Here is a 19,268-nt window from a genome sequence, read left to right on the forward strand (position 1 = left end):
GCTCACACAGACTGGGGTCATAGCTCAGTTGGTAGAGCGCTACAATGGCATTGTAGAGGTCAGGAGTTCGATCCTCCTTGACTCCACCAAATAAGTCTTGCTTTACCTGTGTATTTGCCTCATTTGTCCCTATCGTCTAGAGGCCTAGGACATCGCCCTTTCACGGCGGTAACCGGGGTTCGAATCCCCGTAGGGACGCCATATTCAAGATGGCAACATCTTAATAAAAAACCCAAGCATTGTGACTTGGGTTTTTTATTGTCTGTCTGTTTTATATTGGCGGTATTTCGGTTTTTGCGTATCTTCCGATAAAATAATCAGTAATTTAGAATTTTGGAGTTGTAATGCAATATCGTTGCCCTAAATGTCAAAGCCCAAAAATCATGCCCGTGGCTCAGCCAGGTCAACCGGCGGCGCGTCCTGTCGTGCCTAAAAGCCTGATCATACTGGTGCCTGCCCTGTTTGTATTATTGCTATTGGTCATCATTAGCATCGCGATGTGGATTTTTGGAGATGGTGCAGGTACGACTTTACAGACCGCTACTGTGATCGTGTTTATAATCTGTCTGATCGCAGGCTTCATGTTCTATAAAGATTTACCTGATTTTAAAATTTCCATGCAGGCTTTCATGCAAAGTCAAAAAAAATGGAAATGCCGTGAATGCAATCATGAGTGGGAAATCTGATTTCTATAATTTACTCACTTTCAAAGCCGAAAAATCTTGCATGCTTATGCAAGATTTTTTTATTAGTAAAACTAGGGTCTGTTGACATTTCAAGTATAGAATTTACCCGATAAAGGTAGCCAAATAAATATACAAGCTAATGCAACTGCCCCCTCATAGCTACACTTTAGCTTATCATATCGTAAAATTCACCTATCCTGGACAGCCGTAAAGAACCGGAATTTACGTAAGCCCAGGCGTACAAAATAGCCTAAATTTTATCCCCAGCAATTGGGGATAGTTTTCAACCTGGAAGAATTGAGAACATTGGAAAAATGCTAAAATTGATTACTTTTTAAACAAATTTATTGGCAAGAACTATCAAAACCGCTCATAAAAAAGCCGACTTGTTTCAAAATCGGCTTTTTGGTCATTTTTGGATTTTTCTGTTTTAATTAAGTGCTTGAAATTTATATTAATATACAAGTGTACTTCGTATAACCGCCATTATGTTAAATACTTGCTAATGATGAGAGTATTTGTCGATCATTTTTTACTTACAGAAATCACGAACAAATAAATTGAAGTTATTTGTTGTTGAAGAAAAATTAACATATGTTTTTCCTTCAGCTTCCCAGATCACAAACCCGTTATAACCTTCATATACTCCAAAGCTATTCATAGCATTCACTTCACCACAATTATTTTTTACATTCCTAAATTTTGCAGTATCAGGGTCTTTTAAATAGTTTTTAACAATCTCAATACTTCGTAATTCTTCTTCGCCTACGTTTTGATTATCGTGAGATTCATTATTATTTTGGTTGTCTGTAACTTCAGGAGCAGTTTTATCTTCTATGTAATCTGTATTTACTTCGTTTGTTTCTTCAGATTGTGGAGGATTATTGTTAGGGGGGATTACCATTCAAAAATTTAAATAGTAGATTTTATAAATTTTTAAGTGTTATGATATAACATAACATTAAATTTGGTTGTTTTATGCTAAATAAAAGTAAACTATTTTTAGCTTTAATTACTTTAGGGGCCTCGAAAATTGTATTGGCAGCTGAAGGGCCTGTTACTACCTTAAATACAATAGTATTAACTGTACAATCTGATGAGTTAGGGTCTGAGCTGTTAGGCAAAAGTCTAAATGTTAGTAATCAGTTTATTGATACTAGTAAACTTAAACAGCGTTCGACAACTCTAGGGGATGCCTTGGGTACGGAATTAGGAATTCATTCTAATCAATATGGAGGTGGAGCATCTGCTCCTATTATTCGTGGGCAGGAAGGAAAACGTATTAAAGTTTTACAGAATAATGCTGACGTGTTGGATATGTCTAATATGTCTCCAGATCACGCTGTCACAGTTGAACCAAGTTTAGCTAAGTCTATTGAAATTATACGTGGTGCAAGTACCCTTTTGTATAGTTCAAATAGTGCGGCAGGGGTAGTCAATGTCATTGACTATAAAATTCCAACCCAAATGCCTCAAGACGGATTAGAGGGTAACACTACATTACGTTTTAATACTGGCAGTAATGAGAAGTTGACCACAGCAGGTGTAACAGTTGGCTTAAGCCCACGTGTAGCTTTACGGGCAGAAGGGTTATATCGTAATGCTGGTAACTATAAAACTCCTCATTACCAGTCTAGCTCTTATAATTCTTTAGAAGATCTTGAAAACCAAAACATTGTTTATAAAAATTTAAAATACTTACCAGAAAGCTGGGCAGAGTCAAGATTAGGTACGCTCGGATTATCCTGGATAGACGATAATACTTATTTAGGAGTTTCTTATACACATCGTCATGATGAATATGGTTTACCAGCCCATAGCCATTTATATGAAGGTTGTGGTGCCTCTGCAATCGGTATCGATTCACGAATTAGTGGATTAAAAAATTATCTTTTATATTATCCTCAATTGATGGATGAGCAAGATATTAATTACATAAATCCACGTCCTGATTGTCATCAGCATAATCATATTCATGAAACTAATTTCTCTCATAATGCTCCTTATATTGATTTAAATACTCGACGTTATGATGTGCGTGGAGAATTCACTCAACCATTTACCGGTATTGACAAAATTCGTACCTCATTGAGTTATATAGATTATTTTCACAATGAACTCGAGGGAGATAAGATTACTAACTTTTTTAAAAATACAGGAAAAGTAGGCCGCATAGAGTTATCACATCAGCCATTAGGGGAATTAACCGGTATCTTGGGGCTACAATATTTGGAACAGGATAATAGTGCTTTATCACCAGTCCATTCTCAAGAAGGCCATACCACCTATCTAGATAATCAGCAGCTATTAAATCGAAATGTCACTAAAAACTTTAGTGTATTTGGCCTAGAAAAATATAACTGGAACTACTTTACTTTCGAACTAGGTGCTCGTATAGAAAAGCAGAAAGTTAGTATGGATTATGATATAGAAAAAATTAAAGATTCAATGAAACCTTGGCCTAATAAATATAACAGTCCTTATGTAGAAAAAAATAATAAAATCAGGGCTCAAAATTTAAAATCTATTTTAGAAGCTGTTCAACCTAACAAAGAAACAGCTTTTTCTTATGCAGGTACAGTCCACTGGAGATTTGCTCCAAATTATATCTTATCATTAACAGGTACACATCAAGAAAGATTACCTAATGCACAAGAAATGTATACTCATGGTATGCATCTCGCTACTAATTCTTTTGAAATAGGTAACCGCTTTCTAAGAAAAGAGAAATCCAATAATTTAGAAATCAGTCTGGCCTATAAGGATGATTTACTTGATTATCAAATCAGTACTTACTATTATGATTTTGATAACTATATATATTTACAGACACTCAATGAAGTTTTAGGAACTACAAAAGTTAGAGATCAGCATACACTACGTATTAATCATTATAGCCAGTCTGCTGCTAATTTTTATGGATTAGAGGGCAACATAGGGTATCAATTTAATTCTGTTTATCACGGCTCTCTTTTTGGAGATTATGTGAAAGGCCGTTTAACAAATTTACCTGATGCTGTAATTGCATACGATATCTGGAATAGAGAACCGACTTTAGCTCCCCAAAAGGATCGTTACACTCCTAGATTACCTCCTGCTCGTTTGGGTACACGACTAAAAGCTGATTTTGATGAATCGCTTAAAGGTGAAATAGAATATTATCGAGTCTTTAAACAAGATAATATTTCTAAATTTGAGCAGGTTACATCAGGTTATAATATGCTTAATATGACTTTAGCATATAAAAATAAGCTATCTCACACAGAATATGATTTATTCTTTAAAGCGAATAATTTACTTGATCAGAAAGTCTATGCCCATGAAACATTTTTGCCATATATTCCCCAAATTGGAAGAAATTTTAGTTTAGGCTTAAATCTTAATTTCTAGATAAGATACTGTAATCTTCTAAGAAAATTTCTTAGAAGATTTTTCTTATAAAATGATTAGGTTAATAATTAAGCTTTTAAGATTAGGAATAAATGAATGCCTTTTTTTAAAAAAAATATCACTAATACTTTAAACTTATTTGATATTTTTATATTAACCTTAATTTTTTTTGGTCAAGCAATATACCAATCAACAGGAGAATTTTTGAATTCATCTGATTATGGAGATACTGCTTTAATTAGCTCATATGATTTGAAAATAGCAAATTATTGGGGAATAGGTTTTGAGCTCTTAAGCCTAGGAATAGCAGCTATTTACTTGTTTATACGTCATTTTAATTTTCGATTATTTAATTTCAATATTAATAGATATACTATACCATTAACATTAATTTTTATTTTAACCGCAGATATCATTGCCAGTTTATATGACTATTTATCATTTAATTTTTTTTCAATACTTCCAAAAAAGGTTAATACAGATAATATAGATTTTTCATGGTCAGTAGATTTTATTTTTTATTCATTATTAAATGGATTTTATGAAGAATTTTTTTCTTGGGTATATTATTTTTTATTTCAAAAAAATATTATCCTATAATGTATATTTATAGTCTTTTGATTCGATTTAGTGAACCGTACCGGGTTTGTCGGAGAGTCAATATTGTATAAAGCCAGGCATCTAGTAGAAAATGCTTTCGCTAAGCTAAAACAGTATAGGGCGGTTGCCACCAGATTTGATAAGCTCAAGCAGAGTTATGAAAATACGGTCGCTCTTGCTTGTGCTTATATCTGGCTCAAATTATGAATGTTCAACAGGCTCTAGATAACTTCCAAACTTTAAATTAATTGAGTAGAACGCACTGCCTTACACAATAACGCTTTATACTTTTCTATTGTCATGTTCAAATAAAACTGATTAAAAATAATCTGATCATAACAAAGGTACTTAACCTATGATAATGAATAAAAACGTGAATAATAAATGGCATGCTGACCCATTTTTTCAACAAGCCACCCACACAAGACAGATGTCACAAGGTGAGGCTCAGCTGCCTATTAAGTACTTTGATGCGTCAAGCCTGATTGCTTTTTTTATGGTCGATTATGACAAAGCAGTCAGTGTATTGGACAATCCAAAGTTAAAGGTTGCTAAGCTTATAGGCAATAAAGCGTTATTTAGTCTAGCTTTCTATGATTATCGTGAATTAACTGATGGCGAGCCTTATCACGAAGTTGCATCAAGTATGCTTGTCTATCCTGCAGACCAAGACACACCGACTCATCCATTGGTGGAAATGACATTACCACCAGATCGACGCAATACCGGCATGTGGGTTTGTGATTTACCGGTAACCACCGAAGTTGCGTGTCGTGCAGGTAAAGAATTATGGGGCTACCCGAAATTCGTCACCGATATTGATTTTAATTTAGACAATAAGGATTTTAGTAGTTCTGTCAAACATCCAGAGAATCCTCAAACATCAATCTTGTCATTATCAGGTACGATCGGCGCATCAGTTACCGCACCTTGGGCAGACTTAGTTTTATATTCAATGTTAAATGATGCGTTAATACGGGCAACCGCAGATACACGTACATTAAATGGCGCTAAAATTGCCACTAAAGGTGATCTTAAGCTAAGTGTTGATACAACGAACAGTCACCCAATGGCACAAAGGCTCAATAGTCTTGAGTTAAATGGTGCGACGCCTTTTTCAGTCACCTTTACTGATAGCTTGCAATTGCGTTTAAATGAAGGCGTAATTTTTTGATTGATGATTTGAACTTCAAAAATCTGCTTACAGTAAATTTTTTTAAGGAGCAATTCAATAATCAATTAACTCCTTCTACTTTAATGCTAACATGCTTACTTAAACAATCAGACTCATAATATCTATTGTTCGCATAACGGGCGTTATGACAAATGACTTCAATTAGAACGGTAATCATCCCAAGTATCAGACCCTTATCTAGAGCCTGTTGAACATTCATAATTTGAGCCAGATATAAGCACAAGCAAGAGCGACCGTATTTTCATAACTCTGCTTGAGCTTATCAAATCTGGTGGCAACCGCCCTATACTGTTTTAGCTTAGCGAAAGCATTTTCTACTAGATGCCTGGCTTTATACAAGTCCCAGTCCATATGGTCGTTAGAAGACTGAGTGTTTCGTTTTCGAGGGATGTTATTATGCGTCCCTGCTTGTTCAATATGGGCTCGTAGTGCATCAGAATCATAGCCTTTATCGGCACATAAAACCTCTGTATCGCTCAAATTAACCTTATCTATTAAATCAGGTGCGACTTTGACATCGTGGGTTGTGCCATCTGATAAAAGAAAGGTAATCGGATTGCCATGAGCATCAACTGCTAAGTGAATCTTGGTCGCGCGGCCTGCCACACTTTTGCTAATGGATTGTAGGTTCTCGTTGCCTCCATTGCTGTGCTGATGCGCTTTAATATGAGTGCCATCGATAAAGACCCACTCAAGGTCTGCGTCTTTGATCAGTAACGTAAATAATGCAATCAGCTTATTACTGCGAAACCAGCGCTGGTAAGCTTTATAGATGGTATTAGGCTTGCCAAAATACTCGGGTAAGTCGCGCCAAGGACAGCCAACACGCATGCGATAAAGCACGCCTTCAACCGTTTGTCTAAGATTTCCTTTGTCATAGATATTAAGTTCTAGTAATATAGGTTTCAGTCTTGTCCAGTGTTCATCTTTGAGCATGGTGCGAGGCATAGCGAACGATATCTTTTTTGTGTGAGAACTTAAAGATTAACCGTTCGCTATTTTTTTTGCCATTAATTTATACCCAATGTTCAACACGCCCTAAATCTTTTAACCCTTAATATCAAAATGTCGACTAGAACAACAAATTCATATTTCTTCCAATTTACTTCACTTTTAAAATGAAGTTTTTTTTTATTCCTACTGCTTGTTTTTGCTCATTAAATACACAAAAATATCAACATGAGACTAAAAGCATGCAATTCATTACCGAAATAAAATCGCTTTATATTGTAGTCTTTAGTGGATAGTTTAATTAATTATTAATAATGGCAAAGGTGAGGAATAAAAATGCTTAAACTCAAAAAAGTCATACATTTTCTGTTTTCTCATGATAAACCTACAGGTTCGGAAATAGAAAATTCTATTTCTGAAGCAGACACCTATTATCTGGAAGCTGTGCAGCTTGAAAAGCTTTGCCATATTTTAAAGCAACGCCAAGCCGAACATTTTCAAATTACGCAGTTAGAGCAGCAAGAAAGTTATCAACGAAATGCTTTCTGGAACTACTTAAGTGCAGCAACACGTGGACACACCGAAGCGCAATACCGATTAGGTAAACACTTTCTTAAAGGTAGTCTAGGTTTAGATCAGAATTATTTTCATGCTGAAGAATGGCTGAATAAGGCTAAACAGCAAGGTCATTTAAAAGCTGCGCGGTTGTTATCGAATACTTATAGCCAAATGAGTGTCCAATATTAAATAAAAAAACCAGCCCAAAGGCTGGTTTTTTTACGCGCTTTGATTAAGCACCAATTTTGCGGTATTTCTGACGCTTCGCTGCTAGATCATCACCATATTTCTTACGGCGATATTCTTCAAACTCGGTATAGTTACCGGTGAAGAACTCTGGAGTCTCATCTTCAAATGACAAGATGTGAGTCGCAATACGATCTAGGAACCAACGGTCATGCGATACCACCATCACACAGCCCGGGAAGACCAGAATTGCATCTTCTAACGCACGTAAAGTTTCTACGTCCAAGTCGTTTGATGGTTCATCGAGCAGGATTACGTTCGCACCTTGTTGCAGGATTTTCGCAAGTTGTAAACGGTTACGCTCACCACCTGACAATTCACCTACGCGTTTTTGCTGATCTTGGCCTTTAAAGTTAAAGCGTCCAATATAAGCACGAGATGCAATTTCATAATCACCCACTTTCAGGATGTCCAGACCGCCAGACACTTCTTCCCAAACGGTTTTATTGTCATCCAGGGTGTCACGAATCTGACCCACATAAGCAACTTTTACAGAATCACCTAAAGTCACTGTACCAGTATCCGGTTGCTGTTCGCCCGTCATCATACGGAACAGTGTAGTTTTACCTGCACCGTTTGGACCTACGATACCGACAATCGCTGTTGGTGGTACTGTGAAAGACAGGTCTTTATACAGCAGTTTGTCACCAAAGGATTTGCTGATCCCTTCAACTTCAACCACCTTGTTGCCCAGACGTGGACCAGGTGGAATGTAGATTTCAGAAGTTTCGTTACGTTGCTGGAATTCACGAGAGTTAAGCTCTTCGAAACGTTCCATACGTGCTTTGTTTTTCTTCTGCTGGCCTTTCGCATTTGAACGAACCCATTCAAGTTCTTTTTTCAATGCTTTAGCAAAAGATTCTTCCTGTTTATTCTCTTGTTCTAAACGCGCATTTTTCTGTTCCAGCCAAGAAGAATAGTTACCTTGGTAAGGAATACCATGTCCGCGGTCAAGCTCCAGAATCCACTCGGCCACGTTATCCAGGAAGTAACGGTCGTGCGTAATCGCCACGATGGTGCCCGGAAAGTCTTTCAGGAAGCGTTCCAGCCAAGATACAGATTCTGCATCCAAGTGGTTGGTCGGTTCGTCGAGAAGCAGCATGTCTGGTTTAGACAGCAGTAAACGACATAATGCAACACGACGGCGTTCACCACCTGAAAGCATGGTTACATCTGCATCCCATGCTGGCAGGTTCAATGCTGCTGCAGCCTGTTCCAACTGGTTATTCAGGTTATGCGCATCCCAAGTCTGGATAATCGCTTCCAGTTTTTCCTGTTCTTTCGCCAAAGCATCGAAGTCTGCATCCGGATCTGCATAGTCTGCAAATACCTGATCAAGGCGTTCTAATGCATCAAGTGCTTCACGTACGCCGTCTTCAACGTTGCCACGAACGTCTTTGGTTGGATCAAGTGGTGGTTCTTGCTCGAGGTAACCGATTTTGATACCCGGTTGCGCACGTGCTTCACCAGAGAAATCTTTATCTACGCCCGCCATAATACGAAGCAAAGTAGATTTACCTGCACCGTTCAGACCAAGCACACCAATTTTTGCGCCTGGGAAAAATGATAAGGAGATATCCTTGAGAATTTCGCGCTTTGGCGGAACCATCTTGGACACTCGGTTCATCGTATAAATATATTGGGCCACGTAGGACTCCTCAATTGAAAAACCAAATGGGGAAGAAACAAACTTCCCCTGCTCAATCATGAGCGAAAAAATAATCGGCTATTATACGCAGAAAGTCTTCAAAACATAAGCCATTCACGTGAAGTTAATGCCTTGTTACAAGTTTAATCCTGTTTATTTTTCAAACAGTATTTCTGACACCTAAACTTGCATTATTTTGCTGATGCTATATCGTTAATTAAGATATTTATTTGAATAAATATGCACTTTTCTTCATATTTCAAGTGCTAATATTTGAGCAGTTTCAATACAGCAGAAAACACAAGAAGACCAACGATCATGACTTATAAAGCAGAAACTTTAGCGATTCACGCAGGCTATAGCCCGGAACCTACTACTAAAGCTGTTGCGGTTCCCATTTATCAAACTACCTCATATGCTTTTGACAATACTCAGCACGGTGCAGACCTGTTTGATTTAAAAGTTCAGGGCAATATTTATACCCGTATCATGAACCCAACCACGGCAGTGCTGGAACAACGTATTGCAGCTATGGAAGGCGGGATTGGTGCGCTGGCATTGGCTTCGGGTATGGCTGCGATTACCTATGCGATTCAGACCATTGGTGAAGCGGGTGACAATATTGCTTCAGTGTCTACTTTATATGGCGGCACCTATAACCTGTTTGCGCATACGCTGCCTAAACAAGGGATTGAAATTCGCTTCTTTGATTATCAAAACCCAGAGGCATTACGTGGCCTAATTGATGACAAAACCAAACTGGTTTTTGTGGAATCGATCGGTAATCCACTAGGTAATATCATTGATCTGGAAGCGATTTCCAAGATTGCCCATGAATATGGCATACCAGTCATCGTTGATAATACAGTTGCCACCCCAGTCCTACAGAAATCTTTTGATTTCGGTGCCGACATCGTGGTGCATTCACTGACCAAATATATTGGTGGTCACGGGAATTCGATTGGCGGCATTATCGTGGATAGTGGCAAGTTCCCATGGGGGCAACATGCCGAGCGTTTCCCTGCTTTGAATACACCGGATCCGAGTTATCATGGTGTGAATTATGTCGAAGCTTTAGGTGAAGCGGCGTATATAGCGCGTGCTCGTGTCGTACCTCTGCGTAATACCGGGGCAGCGATCAGCCCACAAAATGTATTTTTAATTCTGCAAGGCTTGGAAACTTTGAGCCTGCGTATGGAACGTCATACTGAAAATGCGCTGAAGGTTGCAGAATATTTACAACAACATCCGAAAGTAAAATGGGTCAATTATGCTGGCCTGAAAGATCACCCGCAGCATGCTTTGGCACAAAAATATGTGAAAGGTAAACCGTCTGCCATTCTGACTTTTGGTGTAGAAGGTGGTCGTGAAGGCGGTGCCCGTTTTATTGATGCCCTGCAACTGTTCACCCGTCTGGTCAATATTGGGGATGCCAAGAGTCTCGCCTGTCATCCTGCAACCACCACCCACCGCCAGCTCAATCCTGAAGAGCTTAAATCAGCAGGTGTGAGTGAAGATATGGTTCGTTTATCAATCGGGATTGAACATATTGATGACCTGATTGCGGATCTGGAACAATCTCTCACAGCAGTTTAAGCGCCATTTTAAAGCAGAAAACTCCAGCAAAAATGCTGGAGTTTTTTTATTTATTTTTTGAATACAATCACTTGCTTTGTGATTTATTTTTATGATAAAAATCAATTGAAACGGCGAACACAAATAGAGCAATTACTCTAATTTTTTATTTTATTTTCAATAGTTTAATGTATAGATTTTCTTAAATAATTAGTTATCATCTTCGCTCTTATCTCTGTTAGAGCCATCTTTGATTTTTTAATAAAAATAATTTGAACGCAGTCTTCAAATTAGGGATAACAAACGTGAAAACTAGACTACAGAAACAATTGGAAAAACGTATTGCAGGTAAAACTGTTCTCATTACAGGCGCATCCAGTGGTATAGGTTTAACGACGGCACATCAGCTGGCAGATGCTGGCGCACATGTTTTACTGGTCGCGCGTACCAAAGACACCCTAGAACAAGTAAAAAAAGAAATTGAATCCAAAGGCGGTAAAGCTTCGGTATTTCCATGTGATCTCAACAATATGGAATCCATTGATGAAGTGTCCAAACAGATTATTGCTTCAGTCGACCATATCGATATCCTGATTAACAATGCGGGCCGCTCGATTCGCCGTGCGGTGCATGAATCAGTAGATCGTTTTCATGATTTTGAACGTACCATGCAGCTAAATTATTTTGGTGCAGTGCGCCTGGTGATGAATATCCTGCCGCAAATGATGATTCGCCGTGCAGGTCATATCATCAATATCAGCTCGATTGGTGTATTGGCGAACGCCACCCGCTTCTCGGCTTATGTCGCATCTAAAGCGGCACTGGATGCTTTCAGCCGCTGTCTGTCTGCAGAAGTCCATTCACATAAAATTGCAATCACTTCAATTTATATGCCTTTGGTTCGTACACCAATGATCGCACCGACCAAGATCTATAAATATGTGCCTACCCTGTCTCCGGAACAGGCAGCTGAACTGGTTGCTTATGCGATTGTGAAACGTCCGAAGAAAGTCGCAACCAATTTGGGACGTCTGGCTTCGATTACCTATGCGATTGCACCAGACATCAACAATGTCCTGATGTCGATCGGTTATAACCTGTTCCCAAGCTCTTCAGCATCAGTGGGTCAGCCACAAAAACTGAACTGGGTACAAAAGGCCTATGCGCGAATCTTCCCGGGTGAGCACTGGTAATTTCGTCAAGAATATTCTGGCCGCCTAAGGGCGGCTATTTTATTTCTGCACTTTAGAGATTCAATCCCTCAGGTTTATAATCAGAATGCGCCTAACGACACATCTTGTCTTTTCAGGCACAGATTTTTGCCGCAAATGCGACGAGATCACGTACACTATGGACGGATATTTCCTATCCATCTTTTTATATTCTGATTCAATTAATGGAAACCCTTATGAACAACGTGCAATGGCTCGATGAAGTAAAATTTAACGAACAAGGTCTGATCCCTGCCATTGCTCAGCACCATCAAACTGGTCGTGTATTGATGGTCGCCTGGATGAACCGTGAAGCGCTGGATTTAACTGCTGAAAAAAATCAGGCAGTGTATTTCTCCCGTTCGCGCAATAAGCTATGGCATAAGGGCGAAGAATCTGGTCATTTCCAGACTGTGCATGAAATCCGTCTGGACTGTGATGCTGACGTGATTATTTTACAGATTGAACAGCATGGTGGTATTGCCTGCCATACTGGTCGTGAATCATGTTTCTACCGCAAACTGACACCGAATGGCTGGGAAATTGTGGATGCACAAATCAAAGATCCTGCTGCGATTTACGGTGAAAAATCAACAAATCCACATACCCTTGCCATGAATGCCTCAACCGCTCAGTCTGAACAAGTTGAAGTATTGTCATACTTGGGCGAGATGATGATAGAGCGTAAGAAAGCTGATCCGGAATCCTCTTATGTGGCTAAGCTGTACCATAAAGGCCTCAACAAGATTCTGGAAAAAGTCGGTGAAGAAAGCTTTGAGACCGTGATCGCGGCTAAAGATTTCAAAACTGAAGCCTCTGAAGACAACAAGAATGACCTGATCTATGAAGTGGCTGATTTATGGTTCCATACCATTGTGATGCTCGGTTACTTCGACCTGGATCCGCAACTGGTCCTGAATGAACTGGCACGCCGTCAGGGTCTATCCGGTCTGGTTGAAAAAGCCAATCGCCAACATTAAATCGTGAATGAATCTACCTGTGTCTGATCTGCAAAAACCCAAAGCGACCTATGAGCAGGCCACTGCCATTGATAACGCACGTCTGGGAAAATCTTTTAAAGTCATTGCCTATGCGGGCACAGGTAAAACCACCACCCTGCAAATGATCAGTGATGCCATGCCGGAACGGCGCGGCATGTATCTGGCGTTTAATAAATCGATTGCCTCAGAAGCACAAAACAAGTTTCATCGTGGTGTGGACTGCCGAACATTTCACTCTCTGGCTTTTCGCAGTGTTCCACGTGGAGTCACGGATAAGCTACGCCTACCACGTTTAAGTCCAAGCTTTATTGCCAAGGAATATCGCCTTGAACCGATGACCTTGCGCCGGATGATGGGCGGACGCTATGAAAAGTATGTACTGATGCCTTCGCGTCTGGCTAGTCTGGTCGCGAATGCAGTTGGCTATTTCTGCTCGACCAGTTCGCAATATCCTGCCCCGCGGCATATTCAGGCACCGAGCTGGCTACATCCAGATGATATTGAAGCACTGCAAAAGAAACTTTATCCAGCAGTTGAACGGCGTTGGCTAGAGTCAATTGATCCCAATCATCAGGCCGGGATTGGGCATGATATTTACCTGAAACTTTGGGCATTGTCTGAGCCCAATATTCCTGCCGACTATGTGCTGTTTGATGAAGCACAGGATGCCGACCCACTGATGCTGGGAATTTTGCTGAAACAGCGTAGCACTCAGGTCATCTATGTCGGCGATGCGCATCAGCAGATTTATGCCTGGCGTGGCGCAGTGAATGCCATGCAGCAGCTGCCGCTACCCGAATCTCGTCTGACCACTTCATTCCGTTTCGGGCCTGAAATTGCGTTAAATGCCAATGCGATTTTGGGAGCATTGAATGAAACCGTGCCCTTACTCGGTAATCCGCACTTAAACTCCAAAGTCGTCAATAAACCGCACACTAAATTACGCGATGCGATTCTATGCCGGACCAATGCGCGTGCTATGGAACTATTACTTGCCGGTTTAGTACGTGGCGATAAAGTCAGCCTGCAAGCGGATCATGTCAAACTGAACCGTTTTGTTGATGCCGCTGCGATGCTGAAACAGGGCAAGCGTGTAGTTGATGTGCCTGAACTGGCCTGGTTTAACTCATGGCATGATGTACACGAATACTGTGAGACCAATGAAGGCAGTGATATCAAGCCTTTAGTCAAACTGGTCGATGAACATGGTACTGATCCCCTGAAAACTGCCCTCGCCAAAATCACGCCAATCGGGCAAGCGGACTACATTATCTCTACCGCGCATAAGGCCAAAGGTTTGGAATGGGATCGTGTGCATATTGAAGATGATTACCAGTTCAAGCTGAACGAGAAAGACCATAAAATTAGTGACGAAGAGTTACGTCTGCTGTACGTGGCTTGTACTCGTGCTAAAGTAAGCTTAAATATTCATCACATTTATGACCTCATTCAACAACTGAAAATCAGGATGCCACAGTCACTGCGCCAAGCCGTCGGCTAAGGTAAAACATAGATGTAAAAATCACGCTACAGGTGATCCATGCACATCGAAAAAATACAACTCAAACATGCTCTGCACTTTTCTAATATCCAGCTCGATTTTGATCTGCAAAAATCACCTGTGACTTTAATTCTGGGTGATCAGGGTTCAGGTAAAACCACCTTGCTGCGCTTGAGTTATCAGGCTTTAACCTGGTTTTCTGCCCGTTTTCGCGACTTGCGTACTGCAGGTTTAAGCATGCTGGATCAGGATATCCTGCAAAACCGCCTGCAATCCAAAATTGATATCCAGGTGCGTTTTCCTGATGATTTGGGATCATTACCTGAATCAGCACAGGGGGAAGTAGCCCCTGCCCAATCCTGTTCCTGGCAGTTATACAAAACTTTAAATAGTCAGGGCATTGGCTTTGCCAAAGCGGAAACCCAGCAACTCGATGCCATGGTGAATCTCTATCAAAAGGCAAGGCAACATGACCCTTTGCTCGGTCTGCCTATGGTCGCCTATTATCCGGCTGAACGCTTCGTCAATGAAATCAATTTACTCAGCAAAAATAATCAAGCCATTTTTCAGACTGCGCATGCCTATGAAATTACTGCCATTCCTTTTACGACTTTTGCACGTTTCTTTGAATGGTTTCGTGAAGTCAGTGATATTGAAAATGCACAAAGTGCCAAGATCATTGACCAGATTCTAGATCAGGCGTTACAGCAATCGGACGATATTCAAACAGATCAGCTGGCCCAGCAAATTGAAAAAGCCAAAGCGCATATGCATACGCCAAGCCTGACTGCTTTGCGTGAAGCTTTATCCATTGTGCTGCCGGAACTTCGCCAGATTTATCTCGATTACCAGCCCAAGCTGCAATTAATGGTGCGTTATCAGGATCACACTTTTAGCTTTCAGCAGTTGTCGAGCAGTATCCGGAACTGGATTGCACTAGTGGGAGATATTGTACGACGCCTTTGTCTGCTTAATCCACACAGCTTATTTCCTTGTCAGGAGGGTACTGGCATTTTGCTGATTGATGAAATTGACCATCAACTGGATCAGGACATGGCTGCCGTCATTTTACCGCGTCTGCATCAAGCGTTTCCTAACTTGCAGATTATTGTGACTGGAAACCGGCCGGAATTGCTGGAACAGGCTCAGGATTTTCAGTGTCTAAAACTGGAAAATAAACAGCTGCATCACATCCATCTGAATCCAATGCAGGTTCAGTATGATCACTTCTATGCAGAGTTGCTTGAGATTAGCCAAAATCATAATGATATAGAAAAAGTTGAAGATGCACTTCAAGAACCAGAAACAGCCAACCTGACGGCTCAGTCTGTTCTGCAACTGATTCAGGAACAGCTAAGCGCAGAACAGCAACAGGAGCTTTTACAGCTCTTGAGTCAGGATAATTCACAAAGCTTGCCTCAATCTTCTTAAATAGTCCTGAAACGATAATGCAATTTAAAAAATAAAATCAGGATGCAAGAATAGGTTTGGATTTTCTGCATTCCTGATCAAGAAGTTATAAATTTTTATCAATAAATGCAGGGAGTTTGATCTTTATTTTCGGTCAAATTTGTACGAGATGTTCAAGCATGCACCCCATATCAAAACCAAGCTTACATATAATCTACAAGTTCTACATAAAAACATTGATGTTGTGGTTATCCTGTAATATGATCGGTTTTACTTGCAATTTTCGTTGTAAAATCGGAATTTGCTATCGTTTATAAGTTGCGCAATACAACTGTTTTATTCTGTTTGAATATCATTCTGGCTTTCAAGATCGAGAAGTTTTGGGTCGCTCTTTGCGGTCCTGTAATCCTTGAAAGATAAAGATTCACCCTAGGTTGACCTTAACCTATATCACGACAATGGATACGAGTGTGCTGCCAATTATTATATTGTTACCGTTAGTATTAGGCACAACCCTTGTCTCGTGGCTGAAGCAATTTTCACGCGGGGTAACGGCTTTAGGAGCAATTGCCGTCAGTCTCAGCAGTTTCTTATTACTGTTGAGTCAGGCGCCTGCTGTATTTAATGGAACGGTAATTACCCAGACTTGGTCCTGGCTACCCCAGCTTGGAATCGATTTCAGTTTCCGGCTGGATGCTTTGGGCATGCTGTTTGCTCTGCTGATTAGTGGAATTGGCACCCTGATTTATATCTATGCCTATTACTATCTCAGCCCTAAAAACTCTCTAAGTAAACTGTATTTCCTGCTGATGCTGTTTATGGCAGCGATGCTCGGCATTTCATTGTCTAATAATCTTCTGATTCTCCTGATCTTTTGGGAACTCACCAGTATTTCTTCTTTCCTGCTGGTGGGTTACTGGAGCAATTACGAAGCGGCTCAACGCGGCTCTCGTATGGCTCTGACCATTACCGGGATGGGCGGCTTATCTATGCTGGGTGGTTTTATTCTGCTTGGACAGATTACGGGTACCTATCAGATTGACCAGATCCTGATGATGGGCGAACAGATTCAGGCGCATGCTCTATTTGTACCGACATTATTATTAATTCTACTCGGTGCTTTTACCAAAAGTGCGCAGTTCCCATTTCACTTCTGGTTACCAAATGCCATGGCAGCACCGACGCCGGTGTCTGCCTATCTGCACTCTGCCACTATGGTCAAAGCGGGCCTGTTTTTAGTTGCGCGTTTATTGCCAATTTTTGCAGGCGCGGCGCTGTTCCATAATATTGTTACTTTTATCGGGTTATTTACCCTATGTGTGGCAGCATTCTTTGCCATCTTTAAAGAAGATCTGAAAGGTCTGTTGGCCTATTCAACTATTAGCCATTTAGGCCTGATCATGTGTCTGCTGGGTATTGGCTCACCACTCGCCGTCGCAGCAGCAATTTTCCATATCATTAACCATGCAACCTTTAAAGCTGCTTTGTTCATGATTGCCGGGATCATTGACCATGAATCCGGTACCCGGGATCTGCGAAAATTGTCCGGTCTTTGGCAAATGCTGCCTTTTACCGCAACGCTGACCATGATCACTGCCGCCTCCATGGCTGGTATTCCATTAACTAATGGTTTCTTGTCCAAAGAGATGTTCTTTACCGAACTGGTCGCAAACTTAAGTGGCCCAGTCATGATCGGTGCAGCTATTGCAGGAACACTGGCCGGGATTTTCGCTGTCACCTATTCGATTCGTCTGGTACATGGCGTGTTTTTTGATGGTCCATTAGGCCAGCAAGTCCCAAATAAAGATGTGCATGAGCCACCATTTGGTATGCGTGCACCGGCTATTTTACTGGCTTTCCTGTGTATCGCAGTCGGCCTGTTACCAGGATTACTGGTCGAAAAGATTGTAAATAGCACCACACAAGCGTCAACCCAGAATTTCGCCTTTGAAGGCACTCATCTCGCCCTTTGGCACGGTATTAATCTACCTTTGGTGATGAGTATTATTGCGATATTCGGCGGTGCGATTTTCTATTTTGCACTGGCCAAAGGCGGCGCAATTCGGGAAATTGATCTGGATCCAAAACTCGGCAAACTTCAAGGTCGTGTACTATTTGATCTGTTCCTGAAAAATCTGTTACTGAATTCAAGACGTTTCCGCCGTGCGACTGAAAATGGCAAACTGCAAAGTTATATTTTATGGATTGTACTGTTTACCATTGGTCTGGTGGGCTACCCTCTTGTAGTCAATGGGATTGATACCGGTAGCCGGGAACTGACCCATGCACCGGTTCTGGCCATCGTTCTATGGTTATTGCTGTTCTCTGCCTGCTGGATGATGCTTTGGTTCCATCATGAACGGATTAAGGCCATCCTGATCAGTGGTGCGGTCGGTCTGGTCGTCACCATGGTTTTCATTGGTTTCTCGGCACCCGACTTGGCTTTAACCCAGATTACAGTCGATGTAGTAACGACGGTTCTGCTACTGATGAGCCTGTCTCTACTGCCACAACTGACGCCTTATGAATCCAGCCCGACCCGACGCTGGCGAGATGCAGTGATTGCAGTCTGCGGAGGTCTAGGAATTGCAACAGTTGCCTGGCTGGTTATGACGCGTGACCATAATTCAATTTCCTGGTTCTTCATCCAACAATCGATTCCGCTTGGTGGCGGTACAAACGTCGTCAATGTAATTCTGGTCGATTTTCGTGGTTTCGATACCTTCGGCGAGATTACCGTACTTGGAATTGCCGCAATCGGGGTGCTGAGCCTGATGGACGGTATGCGTGCTCATGGCACCACCATTACTCAAGGCCTGACTTACCGTTTTAACCCCTCCCCTTTGATGCTGCGTATTACCGCATCATGGATTTTACCGGTAGCCCTAGTGGTTAGTCTGTATATCTTTATGCGCGGCCATAATCTTCCGGGTGGCGGTTTTATTGCCGGTCTGATCACCTCATTGGCCTTGATCATTCAATACGTTGCCATTGGTCAGGATCATGCAGAAAAAATGCTGGGAGCTAAATCTGGACGTCTCTATGAGATCTGGATTGGTATCGGCCTGACTATTGCAGGCCTAACTGGCATCGCAGCCTGGTTCTGGTCACGTCCTTTCCTGACCAGTGCTCATATTCATGTCCATCCACCATTACTTGGCGATATGCATCTCGCTTCTGCTGCCCTATTCGATGTCGGTGTCTATGTCACCGTAGTCGGGGCGACCATGCTGATGATTTCCGTTCTGGGTGACTCCCGTCACTCAAGTATGACTGGCCCAGTACCAAGAGGATAA

At 41.2% G+C, this 19,268-nt stretch carries 14 protein-coding genes, 2 tRNA genes and 2 pseudogenes; 14 read left to right on the forward strand and 4 right to left on the reverse strand.

The annotated features are described in order from the left end of the window. Positions 1-13: 13 nt before the first annotated feature. The 3 genes from FOC32_RS02730 (at position 14) to FOC32_RS02740 (ending at position 686) form a co-directional block, all read left to right on the forward strand. Positions 14-89 (forward strand) — tRNA-Ala (locus FOC32_RS02730). Positions 90-125: 36 nt separating this feature from the next. After that, positions 126-201 (forward strand) — tRNA-Glu (locus FOC32_RS02735). 143 nt (positions 202-344) lie between these two features. After that, the gene (locus FOC32_RS02740) at positions 345-686 is read left to right on the forward strand and encodes a hypothetical protein (RefSeq protein ID WP_175966262.1); all 342 of its coding nucleotides are present in this window, start codon (positions 345-347) and stop codon (positions 684-686) included. Positions 687-775: 89 nt separating this feature from the next. On the opposite strand, the pseudogene FOC32_RS02745 reads toward FOC32_RS02740, so the two are convergent. Together FOC32_RS02745 and FOC32_RS02750 are read right to left on the reverse strand one after the other, a co-directional pair. Continuing rightward, positions 776-868: pseudogene (locus tag FOC32_RS02745) on the reverse strand (IS5/IS1182 family transposase); the annotation flags it as partial. A gap of 350 nt (positions 869-1,218) precedes the next feature. Beyond that, entirely contained in the window at positions 1,219-1,590 is a 372-nt protein-coding gene (locus FOC32_RS02750) for a hypothetical protein (protein ID WP_175966264.1), read from the reverse strand. A 74-nt stretch (positions 1,591-1,664) separates the two neighbouring features. Here FOC32_RS02750 and znuD2 point away from each other — a divergent pair, with 74 nt between their 5' ends. From znuD2 to FOC32_RS02770, 4 genes and pseudogenes are all read left to right on the forward strand, one after another. Next, positions 1,665-4,076, forward strand: coding sequence for a TonB-dependent receptor ZnuD2 (znuD2, locus tag FOC32_RS02755; RefSeq protein WP_175966266.1), 2,412 nt, complete (start codon positions 1,665-1,667; stop codon positions 4,074-4,076). A 96-nt stretch (positions 4,077-4,172) separates the two neighbouring features. Beyond that, positions 4,173-4,676, forward strand: a complete 504-nt coding sequence (locus FOC32_RS02760; RefSeq protein WP_228301742.1) for a CPBP family intramembrane metalloprotease — start codon at positions 4,173-4,175, stop codon at positions 4,674-4,676. Between the two features lie 63 nt (positions 4,677-4,739). Then, positions 4,740-4,883: pseudogene (locus FOC32_RS02765) on the forward strand (transposase); the annotation flags it as partial. Between the two features lie 166 nt (positions 4,884-5,049). After that, entirely contained in the window at positions 5,050-5,850 is an 801-nt protein-coding gene (locus tag FOC32_RS02770) for an acetoacetate decarboxylase family protein (protein WP_224213984.1), read from the forward strand. 216 nt (positions 5,851-6,066) lie between these two features. Here the strand turns inward: FOC32_RS02770 and FOC32_RS02775 are convergent, their stop codons facing one another. Then, positions 6,067-6,819, reverse strand: a complete 753-nt coding sequence (locus FOC32_RS02775) for an IS5 family transposase (protein ID WP_175966267.1) — start codon at positions 6,817-6,819, stop codon at positions 6,067-6,069. Between the two features lie 339 nt (positions 6,820-7,158). On the opposite strand from FOC32_RS02775, the gene FOC32_RS02780 reads away from it, so the two are divergent. Continuing rightward, the gene (locus FOC32_RS02780; RefSeq protein ID WP_175966269.1) at positions 7,159-7,569 is read left to right on the forward strand and encodes an SEL1-like repeat protein; all 411 of its coding nucleotides are present in this window, start codon (positions 7,159-7,161) and stop codon (positions 7,567-7,569) included. A 43-nt stretch (positions 7,570-7,612) separates the two neighbouring features. Here the strand turns inward: FOC32_RS02780 and ettA are convergent, their stop codons facing one another. After that, positions 7,613-9,274, reverse strand: coding sequence for an energy-dependent translational throttle protein EttA (ettA, locus tag FOC32_RS02785; protein WP_005233568.1), 1,662 nt, complete (start codon positions 9,272-9,274; stop codon positions 7,613-7,615). 318 nt (positions 9,275-9,592) lie between these two features. Here ettA and FOC32_RS02790 point away from each other — a divergent pair, with 318 nt between their 5' ends. The 6 genes from FOC32_RS02790 (at position 9,593) to FOC32_RS02815 (ending at position 19,268) form a co-directional block, all read left to right on the forward strand. Then, the gene (locus tag FOC32_RS02790) at positions 9,593-10,870 is read left to right on the forward strand and encodes an O-acetylhomoserine aminocarboxypropyltransferase/cysteine synthase family protein (protein WP_175966271.1); all 1,278 of its coding nucleotides are present in this window, start codon (positions 9,593-9,595) and stop codon (positions 10,868-10,870) included. 284 nt (positions 10,871-11,154) lie between these two features. After that, positions 11,155-12,042: an SDR family NAD(P)-dependent oxidoreductase gene (locus FOC32_RS02795; protein WP_004787173.1), complete on the forward strand. Its 888-nt coding sequence runs from the start codon at positions 11,155-11,157 to the stop codon at positions 12,040-12,042. 215 nt (positions 12,043-12,257) lie between these two features. After that, positions 12,258-13,040 carry a bifunctional phosphoribosyl-AMP cyclohydrolase/phosphoribosyl-ATP diphosphatase HisIE gene (hisIE, locus tag FOC32_RS02800; protein ID WP_004787175.1) on the forward strand — a complete coding sequence of 261 codons (783 nt, stop codon included), beginning with the start codon at positions 12,258-12,260 and terminating at the stop codon, positions 13,038-13,040. Positions 13,041-13,059: 19 nt separating this feature from the next. Then, a complete protein-coding gene (locus tag FOC32_RS02805; protein ID WP_034590271.1) occupies positions 13,060-14,562 on the forward strand; it encodes an AAA family ATPase in 1,503 nt (500 codons plus the stop codon). A gap of 39 nt (positions 14,563-14,601) precedes the next feature. Further along, positions 14,602-15,993, forward strand: a complete 1,392-nt coding sequence (locus FOC32_RS02810; protein ID WP_175966273.1) for an AAA family ATPase — start codon at positions 14,602-14,604, stop codon at positions 15,991-15,993. A gap of 437 nt (positions 15,994-16,430) precedes the next feature. Then, positions 16,431-19,268, forward strand: coding sequence for a monovalent cation/H+ antiporter subunit A (locus FOC32_RS02815; protein ID WP_175966274.1), 2,838 nt, complete (start codon positions 16,431-16,433; stop codon positions 19,266-19,268).

It is taken from the genome of Acinetobacter sp. FDAARGOS_724, assembly GCF_013364475.1.
Lineage (GTDB): Bacteria > Pseudomonadota > Gammaproteobacteria > Pseudomonadales > Moraxellaceae > Acinetobacter > Acinetobacter variabilis.